At 33.8% G+C, this 21838-nt stretch carries 22 protein-coding genes; 17 read left to right on the top strand and 5 right to left on the bottom strand.

The features are described 5' to 3' along the window. Positions 1 to 7: 7 nt before the first annotated feature. The 3 genes from ACFS3A_RS13780 to ACFS3A_RS13770 form a co-directional block, all read right to left on the bottom strand. A complete protein-coding gene (locus ACFS3A_RS13780) occupies positions 8 to 1318 on the bottom strand; it encodes a DUF4876 domain-containing protein (RefSeq protein WP_379826172.1) in 1311 nt (436 codons plus the stop codon). Between the two features lie 12 nt (positions 1319 to 1330). Further along, positions 1331 to 4012 (bottom strand): TonB-dependent receptor, encoded by a 2682-nt coding sequence (locus ACFS3A_RS13775; protein ID WP_379826170.1) that lies wholly within the window; start codon positions 4010 to 4012, stop codon positions 1331 to 1333. A gap of 416 nt (positions 4013 to 4428) precedes the next feature. Next, the gene (locus tag ACFS3A_RS13770; RefSeq protein ID WP_179004124.1) at positions 4429 to 5424 is read right to left on the bottom strand and encodes an NAD(P)H-dependent glycerol-3-phosphate dehydrogenase; all 996 of its coding nucleotides are present in this window, start codon (positions 5422 to 5424) and stop codon (positions 4429 to 4431) included. Between the two features lie 253 nt (positions 5425 to 5677). On the opposite strand from ACFS3A_RS13770, the gene ACFS3A_RS13765 reads away from it, so the two are divergent. Continuing rightward, positions 5678 to 8083, top strand: coding sequence for a toxin-antitoxin system YwqK family antitoxin (locus ACFS3A_RS13765; protein ID WP_379826168.1), 2406 nt, complete (start codon positions 5678 to 5680; stop codon positions 8081 to 8083). A gap of 221 nt (positions 8084 to 8304) precedes the next feature. Here the strand turns inward: ACFS3A_RS13765 and ACFS3A_RS13760 are convergent, their stop codons facing one another. Beyond that, positions 8305 to 9462 carry an iron-containing alcohol dehydrogenase gene (locus tag ACFS3A_RS13760; protein ID WP_379826166.1) on the bottom strand — a complete coding sequence of 386 codons (1158 nt, stop codon included), beginning with the start codon at positions 9460 to 9462 and terminating at the stop codon, positions 8305 to 8307. Positions 9463 to 9603: 141 nt separating this feature from the next. Continuing rightward, positions 9604 to 10365, bottom strand: coding sequence for a type 1 glutamine amidotransferase domain-containing protein (locus tag ACFS3A_RS13755; RefSeq protein ID WP_379826164.1), 762 nt, complete (start codon positions 10363 to 10365; stop codon positions 9604 to 9606). Positions 10366 to 10450: 85 nt separating this feature from the next. Between ACFS3A_RS13755 and ACFS3A_RS13750 the strand changes: the two genes are divergently transcribed. The 16 genes from ACFS3A_RS13750 (at position 10451) to ACFS3A_RS13675 (ending at position 21834) form a co-directional block, all read left to right on the top strand. Beyond that, a complete protein-coding gene (locus tag ACFS3A_RS13750; protein ID WP_179004130.1) occupies positions 10451 to 11356 on the top strand; it encodes a LysR family transcriptional regulator in 906 nt (301 codons plus the stop codon). A gap of 114 nt (positions 11357 to 11470) precedes the next feature. Beyond that, positions 11471 to 11842, top strand: coding sequence for a PKD domain-containing protein (locus ACFS3A_RS13745; RefSeq protein ID WP_379826163.1), 372 nt, complete (start codon positions 11471 to 11473; stop codon positions 11840 to 11842). Positions 11843 to 11956: 114 nt separating this feature from the next. Further along, positions 11957 to 12649, top strand: a complete 693-nt coding sequence (locus ACFS3A_RS13740) for an NUDIX hydrolase (protein WP_379826161.1) — start codon at positions 11957 to 11959, stop codon at positions 12647 to 12649. Positions 12650 to 12725: 76 nt separating this feature from the next. Then, positions 12726 to 13553, top strand: a complete 828-nt coding sequence (gene prs, locus ACFS3A_RS13735; protein WP_379683883.1) for a ribose-phosphate diphosphokinase — start codon at positions 12726 to 12728, stop codon at positions 13551 to 13553. Continuing rightward, on the top strand, positions 13550 to 14362 hold the full coding sequence (locus tag ACFS3A_RS13730; RefSeq protein ID WP_379826159.1) for a TIGR02452 family protein: 813 nt from the start codon (positions 13550 to 13552) through the stop codon (positions 14360 to 14362). Before prs ends, ACFS3A_RS13730 begins: the two co-directional genes overlap by 4 nt. Before the next feature lie 163 nt (positions 14363 to 14525). Continuing rightward, entirely contained in the window at positions 14526 to 14858 is a 333-nt protein-coding gene (locus ACFS3A_RS13725; protein ID WP_068842008.1) for a hypothetical protein, read from the top strand. A gap of 2 nt (positions 14859 to 14860) precedes the next feature. Further along, on the top strand, positions 14861 to 15736 hold the full coding sequence (locus ACFS3A_RS13720; RefSeq protein ID WP_379826157.1) for a hypothetical protein: 876 nt from the start codon (positions 14861 to 14863) through the stop codon (positions 15734 to 15736). A 176-nt stretch (positions 15737 to 15912) separates the two neighbouring features. Further along, positions 15913 to 16992: an adenylosuccinate synthetase gene (locus tag ACFS3A_RS13715; protein ID WP_379826155.1), complete on the top strand. Its 1080-nt coding sequence runs from the start codon at positions 15913 to 15915 to the stop codon at positions 16990 to 16992. An 11-nt stretch (positions 16993 to 17003) separates the two neighbouring features. After that, positions 17004 to 17531 carry an NADAR family protein gene (locus ACFS3A_RS13710; RefSeq protein WP_379826153.1) on the top strand — a complete coding sequence of 176 codons (528 nt, stop codon included), beginning with the start codon at positions 17004 to 17006 and terminating at the stop codon, positions 17529 to 17531. Positions 17532 to 17542: 11 nt separating this feature from the next. Further along, on the top strand, positions 17543 to 18061 hold the full coding sequence (locus ACFS3A_RS13705; protein ID WP_379826151.1) for an O-acetyl-ADP-ribose deacetylase: 519 nt from the start codon (positions 17543 to 17545) through the stop codon (positions 18059 to 18061). An 80-nt stretch (positions 18062 to 18141) separates the two neighbouring features. Further along, a complete protein-coding gene (locus tag ACFS3A_RS13700) occupies positions 18142 to 18615 on the top strand; it encodes a macro domain-containing protein (RefSeq protein ID WP_379826149.1) in 474 nt (157 codons plus the stop codon). 14 nt (positions 18616 to 18629) lie between these two features. Then, positions 18630 to 19184, top strand: a complete 555-nt coding sequence (locus ACFS3A_RS13695; protein ID WP_379826147.1) for an RNA 2'-phosphotransferase — start codon at positions 18630 to 18632, stop codon at positions 19182 to 19184. Between the two features lie 19 nt (positions 19185 to 19203). Then, on the top strand, positions 19204 to 20043 hold the full coding sequence (locus tag ACFS3A_RS13690; RefSeq protein ID WP_379826145.1) for an ADP-ribosylglycohydrolase family protein: 840 nt from the start codon (positions 19204 to 19206) through the stop codon (positions 20041 to 20043). 40 nt (positions 20044 to 20083) lie between these two features. Continuing rightward, positions 20084 to 20644 carry a 2OG-Fe(II) oxygenase gene (locus ACFS3A_RS13685; protein ID WP_379826143.1) on the top strand — a complete coding sequence of 187 codons (561 nt, stop codon included), beginning with the start codon at positions 20084 to 20086 and terminating at the stop codon, positions 20642 to 20644. Between the two features lie 3 nt (positions 20645 to 20647). After that, positions 20648 to 21379: a metallophosphoesterase family protein gene (locus ACFS3A_RS13680; RefSeq protein ID WP_379826141.1), complete on the top strand. Its 732-nt coding sequence runs from the start codon at positions 20648 to 20650 to the stop codon at positions 21377 to 21379. Between the two features lie 2 nt (positions 21380 to 21381). Beyond that, positions 21382 to 21834, top strand: coding sequence for a nucleoside 2-deoxyribosyltransferase domain-containing protein (locus ACFS3A_RS13675; protein WP_379826139.1), 453 nt, complete (start codon positions 21382 to 21384; stop codon positions 21832 to 21834). Positions 21835 to 21838: the final 4 nt, after the last annotated feature.

Below are 21838 nucleotides of genomic sequence, written 5' to 3'. Positions count from 1 at the left end.
GAAAATTTTAGTTGAATCCTCTTGGATTTGCTGTTACTTCTACGAAATCATTTGTAGAGTTGTTTGTGTCCTGAAGCACAATTCTGCCGGCAATTGTAGTTTTAGTTTTTCTCATTACCGATTTTGAAGAATAAGCTCCAGAAGGAACGTATGTATTTCCTCCATCAATTTGAGAAGGCAGTTTTTTAGGGACTAAATTCGAACCTAAATCTTTTGTAGTGTCCACACCATCAATAAGAACACTAACTGGAATTTGAAGCGCTAGGTTGGCATCTCCTTTAGGGTTTTTATATTTTTTCAATGCAGCAAACTCTTCATCTTTCATTTTGAAAATAACATAAGCATGTCTTCCGTTTGAGTCTAATATCATGTCATTGTTACTATTTCCCCAGTAAGCAATGTTTACATCCGGAACAGCTGCATTTTGAATATCATATTGGTATAAATCACCGGAATAATCTCCTAGGAAGGATTCGAAATCTGCTGTACTTAAATCAACCGTTAATTCAGGGCTTAGAATACTAACGGTTTTACCTTTGTTGTCTACATAATTTGCTTTGTGGTTAATACCATTTTGGGCAATTACAATACTTGTTCCCGGTTGTACTGGATATTGCGTTCCGCTTCCAGGAATTTTAATAATGTTTAGTGCATAAACGTAATCGGTATTTGCAGTACTGCCGCCAGTCATTCCTTCTGATTTGCTCCAGTCAAACTGTCCGTTTGGTAAAGAATAAGCCAAAACGGTAGTTGAAGTAGATCCAGTCAGCAATGCCATGTATAAACCATCTGCATACTGAACGGTATTAGAGTTGTTGTAAATTTCGATAAATTGATCTCTAAAAATAGCTCCTTTTTTAGTGTCAGATCCAGCGTAATAAATTTGCTTAATTACAAAATTGCCTACTTTAGACGTTTTCATTTCTATGTTGCTTGTAAGTGTTGTTGCATTTACAATAACACTGCTTTCGGCACCATTAAAATTAATTTCAGCTTCTGTTGGCGTGTAACCAAAAGTCTCTGTGAATTCAGCTGCGGCAATCACTTTGGTTGCCGTAATAGTATAAGTTCCCGGTAAAATCTGTTTGAATGTTGCTACACCGCTTTCATCAGATTCTACAGTATATTTATTGGCAGTTTCTGTATTTACAATTGTAACACTGGCTTTCTTAACAACCTGACTGTTAAAAGTGACATCGTATTTAAGTGAAACATTAAAATCAACTGGTTTTAATGCTTCGTTTTCGTTATCATCATTGCTGCAGGACTGAATGATTAGCCCAAAAAGTATTATAAAAATAGATAGTGTTTTTTTCATAGGTATATATATTTAGAATTGATAATTAAGTCGGGTTCCAAAAGAGAATTTTGCGAAATAATCGTACGGACTCTTAATGCCGTTTTTCTCGTAATAAGGCTTCAGATTTAAAAAATTGGTCGAATAAAATGAAACGCTAAATCCGTTTAGAAAATCTTTGGAAAGACGCAGATGAAAATTATGAAGCATGTTTTCAAGCTTGTTTTGTGAGTCATTTTGCGTATCGCGGATAATATGCCCGTATTTTTGCGAATTTGTACGATCTGCCTCTGGAATTTCATGATAGGCCAATTGATTATCTAAATAGCCATTTGGATAATTACTGTTAGTAAGGTAGGAAGTACGTAAAATGATATGCTCGCTTCTTAATGACAATAATAAACCTGCTTTTGGAATATGATAACTGAAGTTAAAACTTGCAGTAAAATTCTCATTTGTCATAGGCATCGAAGGATAGACTCCATATCTTTCTGCCGATAAGAGATCAGTGGAAGCATAATAGGTAATCGATTCACTTAAATCTTTAGATCTTACATAAGCTGCATTCATGCTCACATCAAGGTTTAGTGCCTTAATTTTTCGAAAATTGATCATGGTTTCAATACCGATATCTTCTGAATTTGCATTGTTTTGAATGCTATTTGTTAGATAATACAGGTTATCTGTTCCCACAACTTCATACGTTGGCATTTCTGTTCCGTTTGTCGTTATATTTACTTTTGGAATTTCTTTTGAGATAGGAACCATCTGTCCCGTAAAACCATTCTTAAGTTTGTTGTAATACCCCGTTAAATTAATATTGGCAAAAGGAAGATTAACATCTAATCCGCCTTCTGTTTTGTATGATTTCGAAGGTTTTAAATTCAAATTGTCTCCAGAAGTTACTACAGTCAAAATCCACGCTTTTTGATACACTCCCGGATTTACATAAATTCCGTTGCCTAATAAACGGTCTATATAACGCTCTCCAGTGTACAATTGATTAAGCGAAGGCGCTTTGGATGATAATCCAAATCCGCCTCGAATTCTGAAAGTTTTATTTAAAGAATAGGATGAATTAATACGCGGCTGTAACGATACATTTCCAGACTGATTTTCATATCGTACACCGTAATCAATATTTAGGATTTTATCTTCTTCAAATTTTTTATAGACTCTGTCTTCCAGATAAGCAGAAAATTGGTTTTCTGTTCGGGTTCTGTTAAAATCATAATCTCTATAACCTAGTCTGGTGTCGCCTCCGTCATCTAAGACATAATAATTGATTAAGCCAATTGCGCTGCTTTTTCTTCCGTCTCCTTTGTTGGAACTTGATCTTCCTGATAACCCAAATGATAAGCTGTGAATCCAGTTGGCTTTATTGGTAATCGTTTTTGTGGCTTCAAGATTTACGAAAGTTGAAATCGGAATACCTTCAACCGTACTGATACTGGTATATTGCGATGGAAGAACAAAAGCATCATGAATACCTTCTTCTTTAGAATCAGTTGCAGCCGTTAAAGCTCTGTTTATCCATCTCTCTTTTCTAGAAAACTGCCTGTCATAAGAGAAACCACTGTTTACATTGATACCATCTAACCATAAATTAGAAGGTTTCCACATGAAATTATTAGAGATAGAAAACCCTTGTTTTTCATTTTTTATGATATCTGCCGCAATTTTGTCAGGATCACGTTTGGCATCATCAAGAGTTGATCTTATCGATAGGTTTACAGTATTTTTTACTTTAGAATGTTTATCGGTAGTTTTCCATGCTAAACTCCCGCTGACACGCTGATAACTCAATAAATTATTTCTTGGATCGGAGTTAGAATCCAGAAAGTTAATTCCAAAATTCATAGAATTATTGGAGTTTAATTGAATTCCTTTTGTCAAGTTCAATTCGCTTGTACCATCTCTAAGGGAAGCCGAAACTCTGTAAGGACTATTTCCGACTTTAGTAGTGATCAAAACCAGTCCAGAAGTCAAATCTCCATATTTTGCAGAAGGAATTCCCTGAATGATTTTTATCTCTTCGATATTATTAGTTGATATTTCTCTAAGATCAACACCAACATTTGGATTATTGAAAGGTGTTGTATTAACGCCATAATCATTGCCCGCCAAAGAAGGTGTATTTGGACTTAGAGCCTGCATGTTTTCGTTGTTGGAAATCGGAATATCATTGATCATAAATGCAGTTCCAAAAGCTTTACTACTTTTAAAAGAACCTACATTAGATGCTGTCCTGAAAATAATATTTTTATAAGAATTCAGATTAAAAGAGGAAGTGGTTTGTCCGGGAAGCTGTTCTAAAACATCATCAAGCGTAAAAGCCTGAACATTGTTTATAGCATTTGTTCCAAGAGTCAATTCAGAGTATTTACGTTCTTTATTGGCGGTAACCATTACCTCTTTCAAATGAAGCGTATTATCTTCTAAATAAACTGTAATTGAGTTTTGTCCGTTTTTTAAAGTCTGATTAATATCTTTTTTTCCAAGAATGGAGAAGTTTAATTCAATATCCTGAAAGTAAGGAATGATCATACTGAATTTTCCATCTTTATCAGAAATCGTCCAGTTTTCGGTTTTGGTATCACGAACAAACACACCTGCTAAAGCGGTCGAAGTTTCTTTGGAAAAAACTTGACCAGAAATTGTCTTCTGTGAAAAAATAACTTGACTGAACAATAAAAGAATGGCAATGAAACGCATCTATGCTTAATTAGAACAAATAAAAATAATGATGCAAATCTACCGATATTTCTTTGTGAAGCAATGAAAAATAAGGGAATTGTAAAATTGTGCATCACTCAATTTGTGAGAAAATAGCAAATAATGAGTTTTTAAATTCTAGATTTATGTATCTGATAAACAGTTAGCTAGTGTTTTTATTTTTTTGTAAGAATAAGATGCGAATATTTTTTAGAGACGATGTAGGTTTGATGTATTCTGAATCAAGTTATTTCCTGTTAATTAAGGCTGATTCTTTTAACTTAGTTCTAGTTTTTTTAGATTTATACAATAAAAAAAGAGCCGAAAGATTAATTCTTCCAGCTCTTTTCTATTCTCTATATTCTATTCTCTATATTCTATTTTCTTTGCTCTATTTTCTATCCTCTAAAAAAGAATTAATCCAAAGATTCAGTTAATTTTCTAAAAACAGATTTAGCATCTTTTCCTTCATATAAAACCGCATAAACCGCATCGATAATTGGTGTTTTAGCTCCGTAACCCTGATTTAGTTTATAAGCACTTTTTGTAGCATAATAACCTTCTGCAACCATACTCATTTCCATCATGGCGCTTTTTACGGTGTAACCTTTGCCAATCATATTTCCGAACATTCTGTTTCTTGAGAAAACCGAATATCCTGTTACCAATAAATCGCCCAAATAAGCCGAATCATTAATGTTACGTTTCATTTTATGTACTTTTCTAATGAACTTTTTCATTTCGCGAATCGCATTACTCATCAAAACCGACTGGAAGTTATCACCATAACCTAAACCGTGAGCGATTCCGGCAGCGATTGAATAGATGTTTTTCAACATTGCGGCATATTCAGTTCCAATAATATCATCAGAGATTTTAGCCTTAATGTAGTTTCCAGAAAGTGATTTAGCAACCGTTTTTGCTTTATCAGGATCTCCACAGGCAATTGTTAAGTACGAAAGTCTTTCTAATGCTACTTCTTCTGCGTGGCAAGGCCCTGTAATTACACCAATATTGTAGTATGGAATATCGTATTGAATATGGAAATGTTCGCCAACGATTAAACTCGTCTCCGGAACAATTCCTTTAATGGCAGAGAAAATAATTTTATCAGCCAAAGAAACCGTCATGTTTTTCAATTCGGCATCCAGGAAAGCAGAAGGAATAGCAAAAATGATATAATCTGCATATTCTATTGCTTCATTTATATTATTAGTTAATTTGAGTTTGTTGGTGTCAAATTCAACAGAACTTAAATAATTCGGATTGTGTTTGTATTTCTGAATATGCTCGATTGCAGAATCATTACGCATGTACCAGGCAATTTCGGAAAGATTAACGCATAACATTTTTGCAATTGCCGTTGCCCAGCTCCCTCCTCCAATTACTGCAAATTTTAACTTTTCGCTCATTATTTTATTAATTTGAAACAAAAGTACTTAATAATGTGCTAATAAAGCAAAATCTGATTTAAGAAATTTGATAAAGGCCTTTTGCTGTGTTTTCTTTAAATAAAAACTAGCTGAATTTCAGAATATATTTTTCAGCTTTAAAAACTAAATTTGTGTAAAAAATGGTATATTAGAGAAATTTCGTTCAATTATGACAAATAAATTTTTGACCCTTATTTTAGTTTTCACTACATTATTTTCTTTCTCCCAAAATATGGAAACACTTTATTTCGATGCCAATTGGAAAGCCACATCCAAAGAAAATGCCTCTTTTTATAGAATACAACCTTTCAAGAAATTAGGAAATTTGATTTTAGTCGAAGATTTCTACATCAATAAAACACCGCAGTTTCAAGGATATGCTTTTCAGGATAACGAAGATAATTATGTTGGAGATGTTGTTTGGTTTGATCTGGATGGTTTTGATGCTTCTTTTTATCAATTTTATAATTTTTCTCCGGTTTCTAATTTGACTTATTATTATCCAAGTGGAAAAAAGTTTAAAACTGTTCAGTACAAAAATGGAAGAAAAGATGGTGAAACAATTATATACCATGAAGATGGAACGGTTTTGATGAAAGGAAAATACGAAGGTGGAAAACCCAAAAATGGCGATTTTGAAGAGGTTTTAAATTGGGAAGATTACCGATTGAACAAAGCTGATAATGAAGCACAAAAAGAAGAACCGATTCGAATGACCGAAGGTGTAATTATTCGGGATGAAACCGGAAATGCGAAAAAGAGAGAAGTCATAAAAAAGAAAATATTCTGGATCAACTCAAAACAGCTGGCTCAGGAAATCTGGTACGATATTGCAAGTGGTACTACAGAGCCTTTTAAACAGATTAACTACGATAAATCTGGGAAAATGCTGCAGACCATCAATGAAAATGATTTTGAAAAATACGGACGAGAAATTTCAAATGGAATTGTGTACGACTATTACTTTCAAAACAAATTTGCAGTTGCTCTTAAATCCAAAACGAGTTACAAGAATGGACAGAAAAATGGTGAAGAGATTCAATATTTTCCAAACGGAAAAGTTTTAAAAATTGTCAAATATGCTCAAGGAGAAGCACAAGGCGATCAAATAGAATACAACTCAGACGGAAGTATAAAAGCCAAACGAATTTATAAAAACGGACAGCCTTTTGAAGGTAATTTTGATGAAAGATTTGCAAGCGATTTATTCATCAATCAAAACTACAGTAAAGGCTTAAAAGAAGGTGAAGCCATTGTGAAAGATGAGTCCGGAACTATTGTTGCAAAAGGAATTTACAAGGATGGAAAACCATTTAACGGAACATTTGTCATCAAAAATGAAAATGAACAAAACGAATTAATCAACGTTGCTGATTACAAGAAAAATGGCGTACAGAAAATATTTAATTATTATCTCGATGATCCAATCAAAACATACACTGTTTTAAACGATGTTAAAAATGGAGAAACTGTTTTTTATGACAATCGGGAAGTGACGGGAAAACTGGAGTATAAAAACGACTTGCCTTATGATGGAACTTTAGAAGAATCTAAAAAAAGCACAATCTATAGAAAAGGATCTGTAACAGAAGAGATTTATTATAGAAGTGAATACGATTCTAAAGACCCAAACAATGTTCTGAAAACCATCTATTTTGAAAATGGGAAAAGAACCAAAATCGTTAATAAATCTTTTTTGATTACTTCAGACAGACAGGATTCTTATATTGGAACTTATAAAAATGACAAACCTTTTTTCGGTTATTTTGCTACAGATTTTAGAGATTTTAATTATGTTAATTACTATAAGAATGGAATAATCATGTATCAATATTCTAATAATTATTTAGAAAATCTCGAAAAATATGAATATCCAAATTATGATATAAAATCGACCTATAAAGATGATAAAATAGTTGATGGTCCTGAATATTTGATAGATCGCCAGTTTATTACTAAAAATTGGAAAAAAGGCATTCTACAGAGTTTTGATTTTGATGTTTTTGGCATGCATTATTTTAACCGATATCATTTTGAGTTAAAAAATAATGCTATCGAAATGGAAGAATTCAACAATAAAGTAAAAGCAAAAATTGTTTTAGAAAAAGCAAATAATGTAACGATTGGTAAGTTTAGTATTGGCGTGAAATTAATTGTTGTTAGTTCTTCTATAGACGTTGATGAAAAAATTCCATCAGAGACAGGAAGTGTTTTGTATTACGAAAACGCTGACAAAATCGAAGCAAAATTATTTAAAACGATAGAAGAGATTGAGGGAGAAAGAAGAGATGCTGAAATTTTCAGTACAGTATTTAGTTCTTACTTAAATCACAATAAAACGATCGAAGAAAATTTCAATTTGATTGCCGACAAAATCTCATCAGAGAAAGATGTTGAACTATTATTCGGAAATGAGCTAAAAGGCGGTTTAATTGCCGGTTTAAGAATTAATGAAGCTAAAAAGCCTGAAATAGGAACTCTAATATTGAAAAACACTAATAATTCCTATGATTTGAAATTGTTTTTCAAGGAAAAAAAACTAATGGAAAAGGATAATGTTGAGCTGAAAAATGTTAAAACAGAGATCGAAAATCTGACTAAACTATTGGAACAGAAAATGAATGAAGATTTTAAATAAAAAATATTTTATCCTTACACAATAAAATAATTAACGCTACGTTGTAACTCTTTATAAATTAGAATTTTAATGAATTTAAAAAGATTTGAGTTAGTTAGTTTTGTTTTAGTATTTTAAAAAGGCGTTCTTGAGCAAGTTAGAACGCCTTTTTTTATAGTTTTCAGTTGCAGTCACAGTTTTCAGTGATTGTTAAAACTGTAAACTGTCACTGAATACTGTGACTAATAAGAAAGTTCCACAATAGATTTCACTTTATCTAAAGTTACTAATTGCTTTTCGCCAAGACCTTTCCAGCCTCTTTCGTCGAAACGATTTACGATAAAATCGGCTGTTTTGCTGTAGTCTTCTGTATATTGAGAAAGTTTGGTGTCCATTCCCATAGTATGGAAAAACTCCACTGTTTTGTTGATCGCTTCTTTTGCTACTTCTTCATCAGAACCAGTTAAGTTGAAAATACGTCTTCCGTACTGCGCCAGTTTTCCTTTTTTAGTTTCGAACATTACAGTATACAAACTCGGGCCAATAATCGCCAAGGTTCTGGCATGATCAATTTCATATAAAGCTGTTAATTCGTGACCAATCATGTGCGTTGCCCAATCACTTGGAACACCTTTTTGGATTAATCCGTTTAAAGCCATTGTACAGCTCCACATAAAATTAGAAGCCAAAGTATAATCGGTTGGGTTTTTAACAACACCTGGACCAACTTCAATTAAAGTCTGTAGAATTCCTTCGGCAATTCTATCTTGTAAAAAAGCATCGGTTGGATACGTTAAATATTGTTCCATCACGTGTGTATAAGCATCTACAACACCATTTTCGAGTTGTCTTTTTGGTAAAGAAGCAATTACGGTTGGATCACAGATAGAGAATTGTGGGAACAAAGCGCTTCCACCGGAAGATAATTTTTCCTGAGTTGCTTCAATCGTTACCACATAACCTGAATTCATTTCGCTTCCCGTTGCCGGAAGGGTTAAAACTGTTCCAAATGGCATTGCATTTTCTTTAATCAAAATGCGTTTTTGCAGAATATCAATCGGATTTCCTTCAAAATTCACGGCACCCGAAATAAATTTAACACCATCAATCACAGATCCACCACCGACAGCCAAGATGAAGTCGATTTTTTCGGCTTTAATAACATCAACCGCTTTCATTAAAGTTTCAAATCTTGGATTTGGCTCGATACCGCCAAATTCTACAATTTCAAAACCTTTTAAGTTGGCAATTACCTGATCGTAAATTCCGTTTTTAAAAATACTTCCACCGCCATAAGCCAAAAGAATTTTAGCATTTTTTGGAACTAAAGTCGAAAGTTTTTCAATTTGTCCTTTCCCGAAAACTAAGTTTGTCGGATTGTATAATTCGAAGTTGAGCATGATTTTTTTAGAGTTTCTAAGATGCTAAGATTCTAAGGTTCTAAGTTTTTTAGCATCGGGTTAATTTTGTTTTTTAATTATTGATAAAAAGCCAAATTGCTAAAATCTTAGAATCTTAGCAACTTTGTATCTTAGCATCTTTTAATCCAATTTCTTTAACAGTTTTCCAGCTACCAATTTAGACGATGCTGGGTTTTGACCTGTAATTAAAAGTCCGTCTTCTACAGCATAAGGCTGCCAGTTTGGGCCTTTAGAAAAAATACCTCCGTTTGAGGCTAAAGCATCTTCCAATAAAAACGGAACCACTTTTGTTAAACCAACCGCTTCTTCTTCTTCGTTAGTAAATCCGGTTATTTTTTTACCTTTTACTAAATATTCGCCTTTTACTTTTACGTTTTTCAAAACAGCAGGAGCGTGGCAAACAAAAGCTACTGGTTTATTGTGCGTATAGAAAGATTCAATTAAAGCGATAGAGTTTTGATCCTGCACCAAATCCCAAAGCGGACCGTGTCCTCCTGGATAAAAGACAGCGTCATAATCTTTTTGGTTAACCGTTGACAGCTTTAAAGTGTTTTTTAATTTCTCTTGTAAAACTTTATCATTGTCAAAACGTTTGGTGTCTTCTGTTGCCGAAGCAGGATCAGCACTTTTTGGATCAATTGGCGGTTGTCCTCCAAGCGGAGACGCAATTGTAATTTCAACACCTTGATCTAATAATTCATAATAAGGAGCAGCAAATTCTTCAGACCAGAATCCCGTTTTTTCTCCTGTATTGCCCAGCTTATCGTTGCTGGTTACAACAAATAATACTTTTTTCATTCTTTTTTTATTTGATTTTTGAGCCAAAGCAGAGGTGCTTACAGCTGTAAATGCAATTATTGCGAGTAATGCTATTTTCTTCATAAGATTAAATTTTGAACAAATTTACGGCTTATGTGATATCAGTAAAAATAAAATAAACTATGTTTGTTATAAATAAAATTATATCATGGTAAATCTAGAATGGTACAGAACATTTAAGGCGGTTTATAAAAATGGGAATTTTTCAGTTGCCGCCAAGGAGTTGTTTATGAGTCAGCCTGCGGTTAGTCAGCAAATTTCTATGTTAGAAGCGCATGTTGGTAATAAATTATTCAACCGAAAATCAAAAGGCGTTGAACCAACAGAATACGCTAAGTTACTGAATAATTTGATTATAGATGCACTTGATCGTCTCGAAAGTGTCGAAACTAGTTTCAGAGCCAAAGCAGAAGATGCGAATCGTTTAATATCTGTCGGCATTTCGAAACATCTTTTTGAATGCGTTGGAAATCTCCTGATTTCAAAGTTTGATTTAATCGATTTTACTTTCGCAGAAAACGATGAACTCTTTGCATTAGTTGATGCTAAAAAATTAGATTTCGCCATTACCACAAAACGATTTGACACATTTGATACGACTTACGAAGTTGTTGGAAAAATCAAATTGATATTAGTTGCTCCGACTTCTTTGGATATAACTGAATTCCGCCAGAAATTAAAATCAGATAATTTTACTGAAATCGAACAGTGGCTCAATGCACAAAAATGGTACAGCCATGATGCGAGAATTCCGCATATAAAAGTGTTTTGGCTTCATGCCTTCAATAAAAAAAGACCTTCGATGGTTCCGAATTATATTATTCCTTCAGAATCAGAAATGCTTCGTCTTTTAGGCAAAAATGAAGGAGTTGCAGCTACATGGAATTGTAATGCGAGAGAATTTATTAAAAAGAATAAACTACAGTTGTTGTGGAACAGTTTTCATGTGCCAGAAGAATTCGTGTATTTATTGGCTCCGAAGAATAACAACTTAAAATCGTTTTTTGATATCATTGAAAAAGAACTGAAGTTGTTTTTTGGAAATCGTTTATAGTTCACTTTATCAGTTGATTATGTTTTTTTGGTGATTGAAAATTCTTTCTTTTTCTTTTGACGGCATCTTTTAAAAGAATAAATTTGAGAATACAAACCACTAAAATTTCCAATTATGAAAAAGATTGTAACAGTTTTAATGTTTACCATGTTGTTTTTTATGATCAATTCTTGCAGTAAGAGTGATGATGCAGCAATTGTAGATTGTTTTGGTGATTCTATTTTAACCGAATTAAAACATTCGGCAGACGGAACTAATTCGAAAATAATTAATTACTCCATACAATACAGCGGCAGTAATACCGTAACTTCTGTAAAATGGACTTTTGGAGATGGAACTCCTGCACAAACTGTAACCGGAACTACCGGTGCTGTATCTCATACTTACAGTTCGGCTGGAACATTTGAAGTAAAGGCTGATGTTACACTTTCAAAAGGCGGAGGCAGTTGTACTGTGAGCCCAAAGAAAAATGTTACAGTAAATTAGATAACCGAAAAAGAAAAAGATATTTAGTGAGAGTCAGTTTTATAATTTATGCTTTTGCATTAGATTATAAAATTGACTCTCATTCGTTATATTTGTTTGATACGATTTTAGATTATGGAAAATTTGCAAAATATTAGAATTGCGGTTGATGCCATTGTTTTTGGGTACAAAAGCAATGATTTGTATGCGTTATTGATCGAACAGCAATTTGGAACTTCAGAAAAATATTGGGCTTTACCGGGAGGTTTAGTTCAAAACTCAGAATCTCTGAGCGATGCTGTTATTCGGGAACTGCACGAAGAAACCAATGTACAGTTGACTTTTATGGAACAATTATACACTTTTGGCGATGATATATATAGGGATTCCAGAAACCGTGTAATTTCTGTTGCTTATTATGCTTTGGTAGATGCTTCCAATTTGGAAATTAAAGCAGATACAGATGCTGAAAGAGTGCAGTGGTTTAAAATTGATGAAATTCCAACTTTGGCATTTGATCATAATGTAATACTTCAAAAAGGAATTGAAAGATTGAAATCGAAACTGACTTATGAACCAATTGGTTTTGATTTATTACCAGAAGAATTCTTGTTTTCAGATTTAGAAAACTTGTATTGTACGATTTTAGAAAAAGAAATTGACCGCAGAAACTTCAGAAAAAAAATACTCAGTTACGGAATTTTAGAGGAGACTGAAAAATTTTCACCCGTTAAAACAGGTCGTCCAGCAAAACTTTTTAAGTTTAATAAGTTGAAATACATTGAATTGATTGAAAAAGGCTTTCACTTCGAAATAAAGTTTGCGTAATTTTTACACAAAATAAATTGTTTATTCAAAATTTAATTCTACATTTGCGTACAATTAACGCAAACTAAAAAAAACTATGATACTAAATCTCGACCCAAAATTCGCTCCGATTCAAAATCAGGAAGAAATCAAATTTCAAAGTTTTACATTTTCTGGCGGAGAACCGCACATTAAAATCAATCCGGATTTTGATGTTAATCAGAAAGTAACCATTACACACCGATTGAATTCATTCAACGATTTAGGTTTATTGTGTATCACAGTTGATGCGTTACGCAGAATGGACGTTAAGATCATCGATCTTTTTATTCCGTACTTCCCAGCTGCGAGACAAGATCGTGTTATGATTCCGGGAGAACCATTATCTGTAAAAGTGTACGCAGACATTATCAATGCCATGCAATTGAATAAAGTGTTTGTTTTTGATGCACACTCTGAAGTGACTCCAGCTTTATTGAATAATAGTACTGTAATTCCGAACTATACTTTTATCAAAGAAGTGCTAAACAAAATTGGTCAGAACGTAAAATTGATTTCTCCAGACGGAGGCGCTTTGAAGAAAATCTATAAAGTTTCTGAATATTTAGGCGGTGTTGAGGTTGTAGAATGCAGTAAAAGCCGAGATGTAAAAACAGGAAAACTGTCTGGATTTAAAGTTTACGAAGAGGATTTGCAGGGAATGGATTGTTTAATTGTAGATGATATCTGCGACGGTGGCGGAACCTTTGTTGGTTTGGCCGAAGAATTGAAAAAGAAAAATGCAGGAAAACTGTACTTGGCCGTAAGCCACGGAATTTTCAATAAAGGTTTCGAAGTTTTAAATTGCTTTGATGGCATTTTTACAACGAACTCTTTTAAAGACTTTGACGGTGAAACGGTTGAGGTTGTAAAATTAAAATTATGAATAAAAATTATAGAGTAGAAATAGCAAATAAAACTTTGGAAATCATAAAAAAAGGTTTCTATGATTACAAAGGAAATAAGATTGACATAAAAAAAGAACTCGAAGAGTCAATAAAAAATGCGTTTACCATTGCACCAAATGATTGGGATGCAATCTTAGAAACACCAATTGAGAATAATTTTGAAACAGAAATTGTTGTTAAAGTCTGTTCGACAATTGAGGCAATTGTTCAGGAGGAAAAGGACAGAATTTGTGTTTTAAATTTTGCTTCGGCAAAAAATCCTGGCGGTGGATTCTTGGGAGGAGCTTCGGCTCAGGAAGAAAGTCTGGCAAGATCTTCCAGTCTTTATGAAACACAGATTAAAGACAAAACGATGTATGACTTTAATAGAAATCAGTCCTCGTTTTTATATTCAGATTACATGATTTACAGTCCGAATGTTTTGTTTTGGAATGATGATAATGGAGATTATTTTGAAAAACCATTCGTTGTAGATGTGATTACGGCACCAGCACCAAATAAAGGTGCGATGATACAGCATAATAGAAAAGAAGAAATTGCGGCAACAAAAGAGGTTTTCAAAAAAAGAATGGATAAAGTATTAGCCATTGCTGCAAATCAAAAATGTGACACCTTAATTTTAGGAGCTTGGGGTTGCGGTGTTTTTAGAAATGAAGCCAAAGATGTAGCCCATCTGTTCAAAGAAATTATTGAAGAAAAATATTCAGGCGCTTTTAAAAAGATTGTTTTTGCCATATACTCTGATAAAAATGCAAATTTCCAGCAGTTTGAAGAGGTGCTGAATTAGTTTAAAAAGTTTCATGTTTAACGTTTCAAGTTGCTTTTAGGAACGTAAAACCTGAAATCTCAAACAAAAAAATTACTATTAACCATTTCCGGTTTAAAACCCAAATTTTAAGTTCAGTGCACAACTTGAAACAAGAAAAACCTGAAACAAAAACCACAAAACAATGAGCGATTTAAAACCAAGATTTATTGAATCTTTAAGAAGAAACAATGATCAGATTAGAGAAGACAGAGCCAAAACAATTGGCGAGGATTCAGAATTAATATACAGACGAAGAGTCGAAGACATCGAATTAAAAATAAAAAGACTCGAAAGAGAACAAGAAGGATTGATCGATATAAGTCCGCTGGATAAAAACAGTTTAACCTTTGCCGATTTTCAGCCGGAAGCTTTTGTACAAAAAGATATGGAACTTGCGCTGACCATCAGAAATTTGAATATCCAGTTTGAAGTAACAAAAAAGAGATTTGAGTATTTATTTGGTAAAACATTTTAGTCATGGGAGGTACAAGATATGATTTCGGAGCTCGTGAAGACAGAGCAAAAAAAGTAGGATATGCCAGCAAATCAGCTAGCGAGATATTTACACAGAATGCACTCAGAATGGCGCATGAATCTATGAATCCGAATGGAGTGATTTTTAGAGAAGCGAGAGATTCGGAAGTTCACCCAAATACAGTTCCAATTATTTTAGGACTGGACGTAACAGGAAGTATGGGACATATTCCGCACGAACTGATTAAAGAAGGACTTCCAAAATTAATGGGAGGAATTATTCAAGGCGGAGTTCCTGATCCGGCACTTTTATTCTTAGGAATCGGAGATCATGAGTGCGACAGATATCCTTTGCAAGTAGGACAATTTGAATCTGGAGATGAAGAACTGGACATGTGGTTAACGAGAACTTATATCGAAGGTGGAGGTGGAGGAAATGCCGGCGAAAGTTATCTTTTAGCATGGTATTTCGCAGCATTTCATACCAAAACAGATGCTTTCGAAAAAAGAGGGCAAAAAGGATTGTTATTTACTGTAGGAGATGAACCTGGTTTAAAAACACTTCCGGCATCAGCAATAAAAGAAATTATGGGGCAGGGACAGCAGACGTATACACATCTTGAATTATTGGCAGAAGCCCAAAAAAGATACGATGTATATCACATCAGTGTCTTGCATTCAGGACAAGCGATTAATGCCGATGTGGAATGGAAAGAATTATTAGGACAAAATTGCTTATCTATCGAAGATCACAGAGAAATTCCGAATGTAATCAAGAAAATCATTTGCGATAAACATAAAAATTCAGGTTCAGGTTTAGGGACTATACCAGTTTCTGATACAAACGACACAGGTTTAGATAGTATAGAAATGCTTTAAATTTTTTAAACACATAGAGACATAGATTTTTATTTTGAATTTGAAAGATTAAAGAAAGAAACTAGTTTCTAACACATAGCAACTATGTGAATTAATGCAAGTGAAACGCCTTTTTTAAGTTTCGAAAGTCTATGATTCTATGTGTTTAAAAATAATTACGCAACAATTAAGTGAAAATGAAAACAGCACAAATAGTTATAGGTTTAGGATTTGGTGATGAAGGAAAAGGAATAACAACAGATTTTCTGGCAAAACAAAATCCTGAATCTATAGTTATTCGGTTTTCGGGAGGACAACAGGCGGCGCATACGGTTATGATTGGCAATCAAAAACACGTTCATTCTAGTTTTGCCAGTGGTGCGTTACGCGGACTTCCCTCTTATTACAGTGAACACTGTACAATTCATCCGCTTTTTTTATTTAATGAAAGAGAAGAATTGAAAGAAAAAAATGCTAATCTGGATTTATATATTCATCCCTTAGCAAAAGTGACGACTCCTTTTGATGTTTGGCATAACAGAGGAAACGTAAGAAACATTGATCACGGAACCTGTGGAAAAGGCATTGGTTCCACCATGAAAAGAAATGAAGGCCCGTATAAATTGTTTGCCATAGATTTGATTGCGCCTCGGGTAATGCTTTTAGAAAAACTAAATCAGATTGCTTATTACTACGGTTTTTTGAATGACAGTGAAATCGACGAGGAAATTCAGGCCTATCTTGATGCAATTGATAACCTAAAATGGAATATTGCCGATTATACTTTCCTATCAAAATACAATAATCTGATTTTTGAAGGCAGTCAGGGAATTCTTTTGGATATGGATCATGGTGTTTTTCCGAATGTGACCTATGCCAATACAACCTCAAAAAATGCAGTTGAAATCTGTAATAAACTGAAGATTGATGAGGTAGAAGTTTATTACGTAACCAGAAGTTATACCACAAGACACGGTCACGGCTGGATGCCAAATGAAAGAGAAATAGAATTAAAAAACAATGAAGAAGAAACCTGTGTTTTCAATGAATATCAAAAACAGCTCAGATTTGGGGATCTGGATTACGATTTGTTGAATTACGCTTTAAAATTAGATGCTGCTTACAGTCCGAATGCGAAAAGAAATTTGGTGGTAACCTGTATGGATCAGTTAGAAAAAGAATATGAATTTGAAAAGCTCACGACAGATTTTAATACCATTTATGGATCATTTTCACCCGATTCTAAAGATTTTAAAGTGATAACTTCTTTGTATTAATAACAGAAAAAATGAAATACAATATAGAAAATATAGCTCCAGAAAGTAAGTTTTTATTTTTTTGGGGACATCAGTCAAGTAAAGACGGAACGATTACCAAAACTTGTTTCAGCCAATGGTGGTTAAGTTCGTTTAAAGTCAATGATGTAACTTATAAAACTGCTGAACACTGGATGATGGCAAAAAAAGCCGAATTATTCAAAGACCAAGAAATTTTAGAAAAAATCATAAACTGCAATTCTCCAGCCGAAGCCAAAAAATTAGGCCGCAAAGTGAGAAATTACGATGACAAAATCTGGTTAGAAAACCGATTTCAAATCGTAAAACAAGGAAACTACCACAAATTCAGTCAAAACCTTGATTTGAAAACGTTTCTGTTAAACACTAACGAAAGAGTTATTGTCGAAGCAAGTCCAGTTGATCCAATCTGGGGAATTGGAATGGCAAGTGATCATACTGAGGCGCTAAATCCTGAAAAATGGAAAGGTTTGAATTTGTTGGGTTTTGCTTTGATGGAAGTTAGGGATGAATTGAGATAATTGTGTAAAAGATGAAAATTGAACTTCTAAAAGCGGATATAACAGAAATAGAGGTTGACGCCATTGTCAACGCGGCAAACACATCTTTATTAGGTGGCGGAGGTGTTGATGGAGCGATTCACAGAAAGGGGGGAAAAGCTATTTTAGAGGAATGTGTTCAAATTCGAAATAAGCAAGGCGGATGTAAAACAAGCGAAGCAGTTATTACAACGGCAGGAAATTTACCATCAAAATATGTTATTCATACAGTTGGCCCAGTCTGGAATGGCGATAAAGAAGAAAAATCTAAATTGTTAGCGGACTGTTACAAAAATAGTTTGAACCTGGCTATTCAAAATGGAATAAAATCTATTGCTTTTCCGAATATTAGTACTGGAATTTATCATTTTCCTAAAGATAAGGCAGCAGAAATTGCAGTAAACACGATAAAAGATTTCGACAAATCAGAAAGAATAGAAAAGGTAATATTTGTCTGCTTCGATGATGAAAATTACAAGATTTACAAAAACATTCTGCAAGATGTTCCATAGGAACATTTCATCGGTAGAAAAAAATGTTACCAGATTGTATTTAAGTTCCATAGGAACGTTTGAATAAAAACGATTAACAAATGAAAGATATTCAATATACAAAAGGAGATGCAACATCGCCTCAGGCATCAGGAAGCAAAATAATTGTTCATGTTTGTAATGACATTGGTGGATGGGGTAAAGGATTTGTTGTGGCAATCTCAAAAAGATGGAAAGATCTGGAAAAACAATACCGTGAATGGTTTAGATCTAAAGATAATTTTGAATTAGGAAAAGTTCAGTTTGTTCAGGTTGAAGAAGATTTATGGGTAGCAAATCTAGTAGGTCAACATGATATAATTGTCAAGAATAAGAACAGAGAGATGCCAATTCGATACAATGCGATTGAAGAAGGATTAAAAACGGTTTCTGATTTTGCAATAACAAACAAAGCATCAGTTCATATGCCAAGAATTGGATGTGGATTAGCGGGCGGAAAATGGGAAATGATTGAGCCAATCATTCTTAAAACGCTTAGTGATAAGAATGTTGAGGTCGTTGTGTATGACTTCTAAAAAAAAATATTAAAATGAATGAAAAAATAGCAAAAAGTGTCAGCAAGTTTTTGAGTCTGGTGCTCAGACATTCGCCAGAAAAAATCGGATTAAAATTAGACGAAAATGGCTGGGCAGATGTAGAGGAATTAATAGCAAAATGTAACAAAAAAGGAAGTCAGAATCAGATGACGGCTGAACTTTTGGATTACGTTGTAGAAAATAACGATAAAAAGCGTTTCGCTTATAACGAAGATAAAACCAAAATCCGTGCAAGCCAGGGACATTCTATTTCGGTTGAATTGAATTTAGCAGAAACAGAACCTTCAGAATATCTGTATCACGGAACCGTTGGGAAGTTTATGGAAAGTATTCAGAAAGAAGGTTTGAAAAAAATGAGCCGTCAGCATGTTCATCTTTCCAAAGACAAAGAAACAGCGACGAAAGTAGGAAGCAGAAGAGGAATTCCTCAGATTTTAACTGTTAGAAGCGGTGCCATGTTTAGAGACGGATTTAAATTTTATTTGTCCGAAAACAATGTCTGGCTGACAGATGAAGTTCCGGCAAAATACATCGAGTTTAAATCTTAAAACAATCAAATAAAAAGTTATGATTTTAGAAGCAGCAATAGGCGATGCATACGGTGCAGGTTTTGAGTTTAGGGATCTGGATTTTATTTCTCAAAATAATAATCTGACCCAGTATCACAAACATGGAATGTACACTGAGATTTATAAAAGATATACAGATGATACCCAAATGGCAATTGCAATTTCAGAATTGCTGCTTGAAGAAGATAACTGGAATGAAATTAAAGTGGTAGATAAGTTTGTTGAGGTTTTTCACAGAGATAAAAGACGCGGTTATTCAGACAGAGTTTACAATGCTTTAGATGCGAGTAAAAACGGTTCGGATTTTCTTAAAATAATTGACAACGGAAGCAGTGGAAATGGTTCTGCGATGCGAGCGTATTCAATTGGATATTTAAAAGATATTAAGCAGATATTGGAGTTCTGCGAGATTCAGGCAAAAACCTCACATCATACTGTTGAAGGAATAAGCTGTGCTAAACGTATTGCGCTAGCGGTTCATTATTTTAAAAATAATCTAGGTGATGGATCGACTCTGATTCCTTTTCTAAATGAGACTTTGAAAGAGGATGAAAATTATAGAATCACTTCTCCAATCGATATGCATGGATATCCAACGACACAAGCGGTTATTAAAATGGTTTCAGAAGCCACTTCTATGAAAGATTGTCTGAAAATCGGAATAGGTTATGGCGGAGATACCGATACCGTTGCTGCGTTGTCCATGGCGATTTTAAGTCAGAAGCAAAATTGTGAAAAGACATTGCCATTGTTTTTATATGATGAATTAGAGAATGATAAATTTGGGAAAGATTTTCTAATTCAATTGGATATTGCATTAAGCAACAAGTTTAGTTAGTCATAAAAAGGACTTTTTAGTAATCATAAATGTATTTGTTATGCTAAATATTATTAATGAAGGATTGGAAATTTATACGATTGATCATTTTCTCACAGTAGAAGAATGTAATCAACTGATAGAACAAAGTGAACAAATAGGCTTTGAAGAAGCGGGAGTAAATGTGGATGGCGCACAAAAAATGATGAAAATGGTACGAAATAACGAACGTATCATGTATGAGGATCCTGATTATGCTTCTTTACTGTGGCAAAAATTAGAATCTTTTGTCAAACCTGAAATAGAAAACAGTATAGCTTCGGGCTTAAATGAAATGTTTCGATTTTACAAATACAATCCTAGTCAGCGATTTAAAATGCATAAAGACGGCAGTTTTAAACGAAATGAATTGGAATCTAGTTATTATACCTTTCTTATTTATTTGAATGAGGGATATGAAGGCGGAGAAACCAAATTTGCTTCGGGTGAAATTATAAATCCCAAAACAGGCACAGCGCTTATTTTTGAACATAGCCAGCGTCATGAAGGCGCGGCTTTGATTTCGGGAATCAAATATGTTTTAAGAAGTGATGTGATGTATAAGCTTAAAGAAAGTATATAATTGATGAAAAGAACTTTAGTTTTTGGAGATATTCACGGCGGATTAAAAGCATTAATTCAGTTACTGGAAAGAATCGATTATTCAGAAAATGACCGGTTTGTTTTTCTGGGAGATTATGTCGACGGCTGGAGCGAATCCAAACAACTGATTGATTTTCTTATTGAATTATCTCAAAAACAGGAATGCATTTTTATCAAAGGAAATCATGATGCCTGGTGTCAGGAATGGTTAGAGAATGATGTTATAAACGATATTTGGTTTTTGCACGGAGGAAAATCAACAATAGAAAGTTATGATGCTATTGAACTTTCAGAAAAAGAAAAGCATCGTAATTTTTTCAATACAATGGAAGATTATTTTGTAGACGAAAACAACAATTTGTTTATTCATGCGGGTTTTTCATCTATGCACGGGCCAGAAAAAGAACATTACAAAACCAATTATTCCTGGGATAGAACTTTGTGGGAAATGGCTCTGACAATGGATAAAAGAATCCAAAAAGATTCACTTTCCTACCCAAAAAGATTATTGCTTTTTAATGAAATTTACATTGGTCACACGCCGACACTTCATTATAATGTTGAAATTCCGATGCAGGGATGTAATGTCTGGAACATAGATACCGGAGCAGGTTTTTATGGAAAGTTGAGTTGTATAGATGTCGAAACGAAGCAATTTTGGCAAAGTGATGCTGTGCAGACATTTTATCCAAATGAAAAAGGAAGAAATAAATAATCATGAAAAGAATTTTTAGAGCACCTGAAGAAATACCATTGAAGAATGATGTCAAAACCATTTTTTTAGCTGGTTCTATAGAAATGGATAAAGCAGTTAACTGGCAATTATATTGCGAAGAGCAGTTAAAACAAAAATACATTCTTTTCAATCCCAGAAGAGAGGAATGGGATAGTAGCTGGTCACAAACCATAGAAAATCCTAATTTTAAAGAGCAGGTTACTTGGGAACTTTCTGCATTAGAAAAAGCAGATCTTATTATCATGTATTTTGCAGAAAACACAATGTCACCTATTTCTTTACTGGAGTTTGGACTATATGCGCAATCCAAAAAAATGAAAGTGGTTGTGGAAGAAGATTTTTGGCGTAAAGGAAACATTGATATTGTTTGCGAAAGATATGGAGTGGAGCAGTTTAAAACTTTAGACGAGTTAATGCAAAATCTGCTTGACTAATAGA

The organism is Flavobacterium notoginsengisoli, from assembly GCF_042686225.1.
Lineage (GTDB): Bacteria > Bacteroidota > Bacteroidia > Flavobacteriales > Flavobacteriaceae > Flavobacterium > Flavobacterium notoginsengisoli.
The sequence above is the reverse complement of the archived record's forward strand: the minus strand, read 5'-3'. Positions and strand labels throughout refer to the sequence as shown.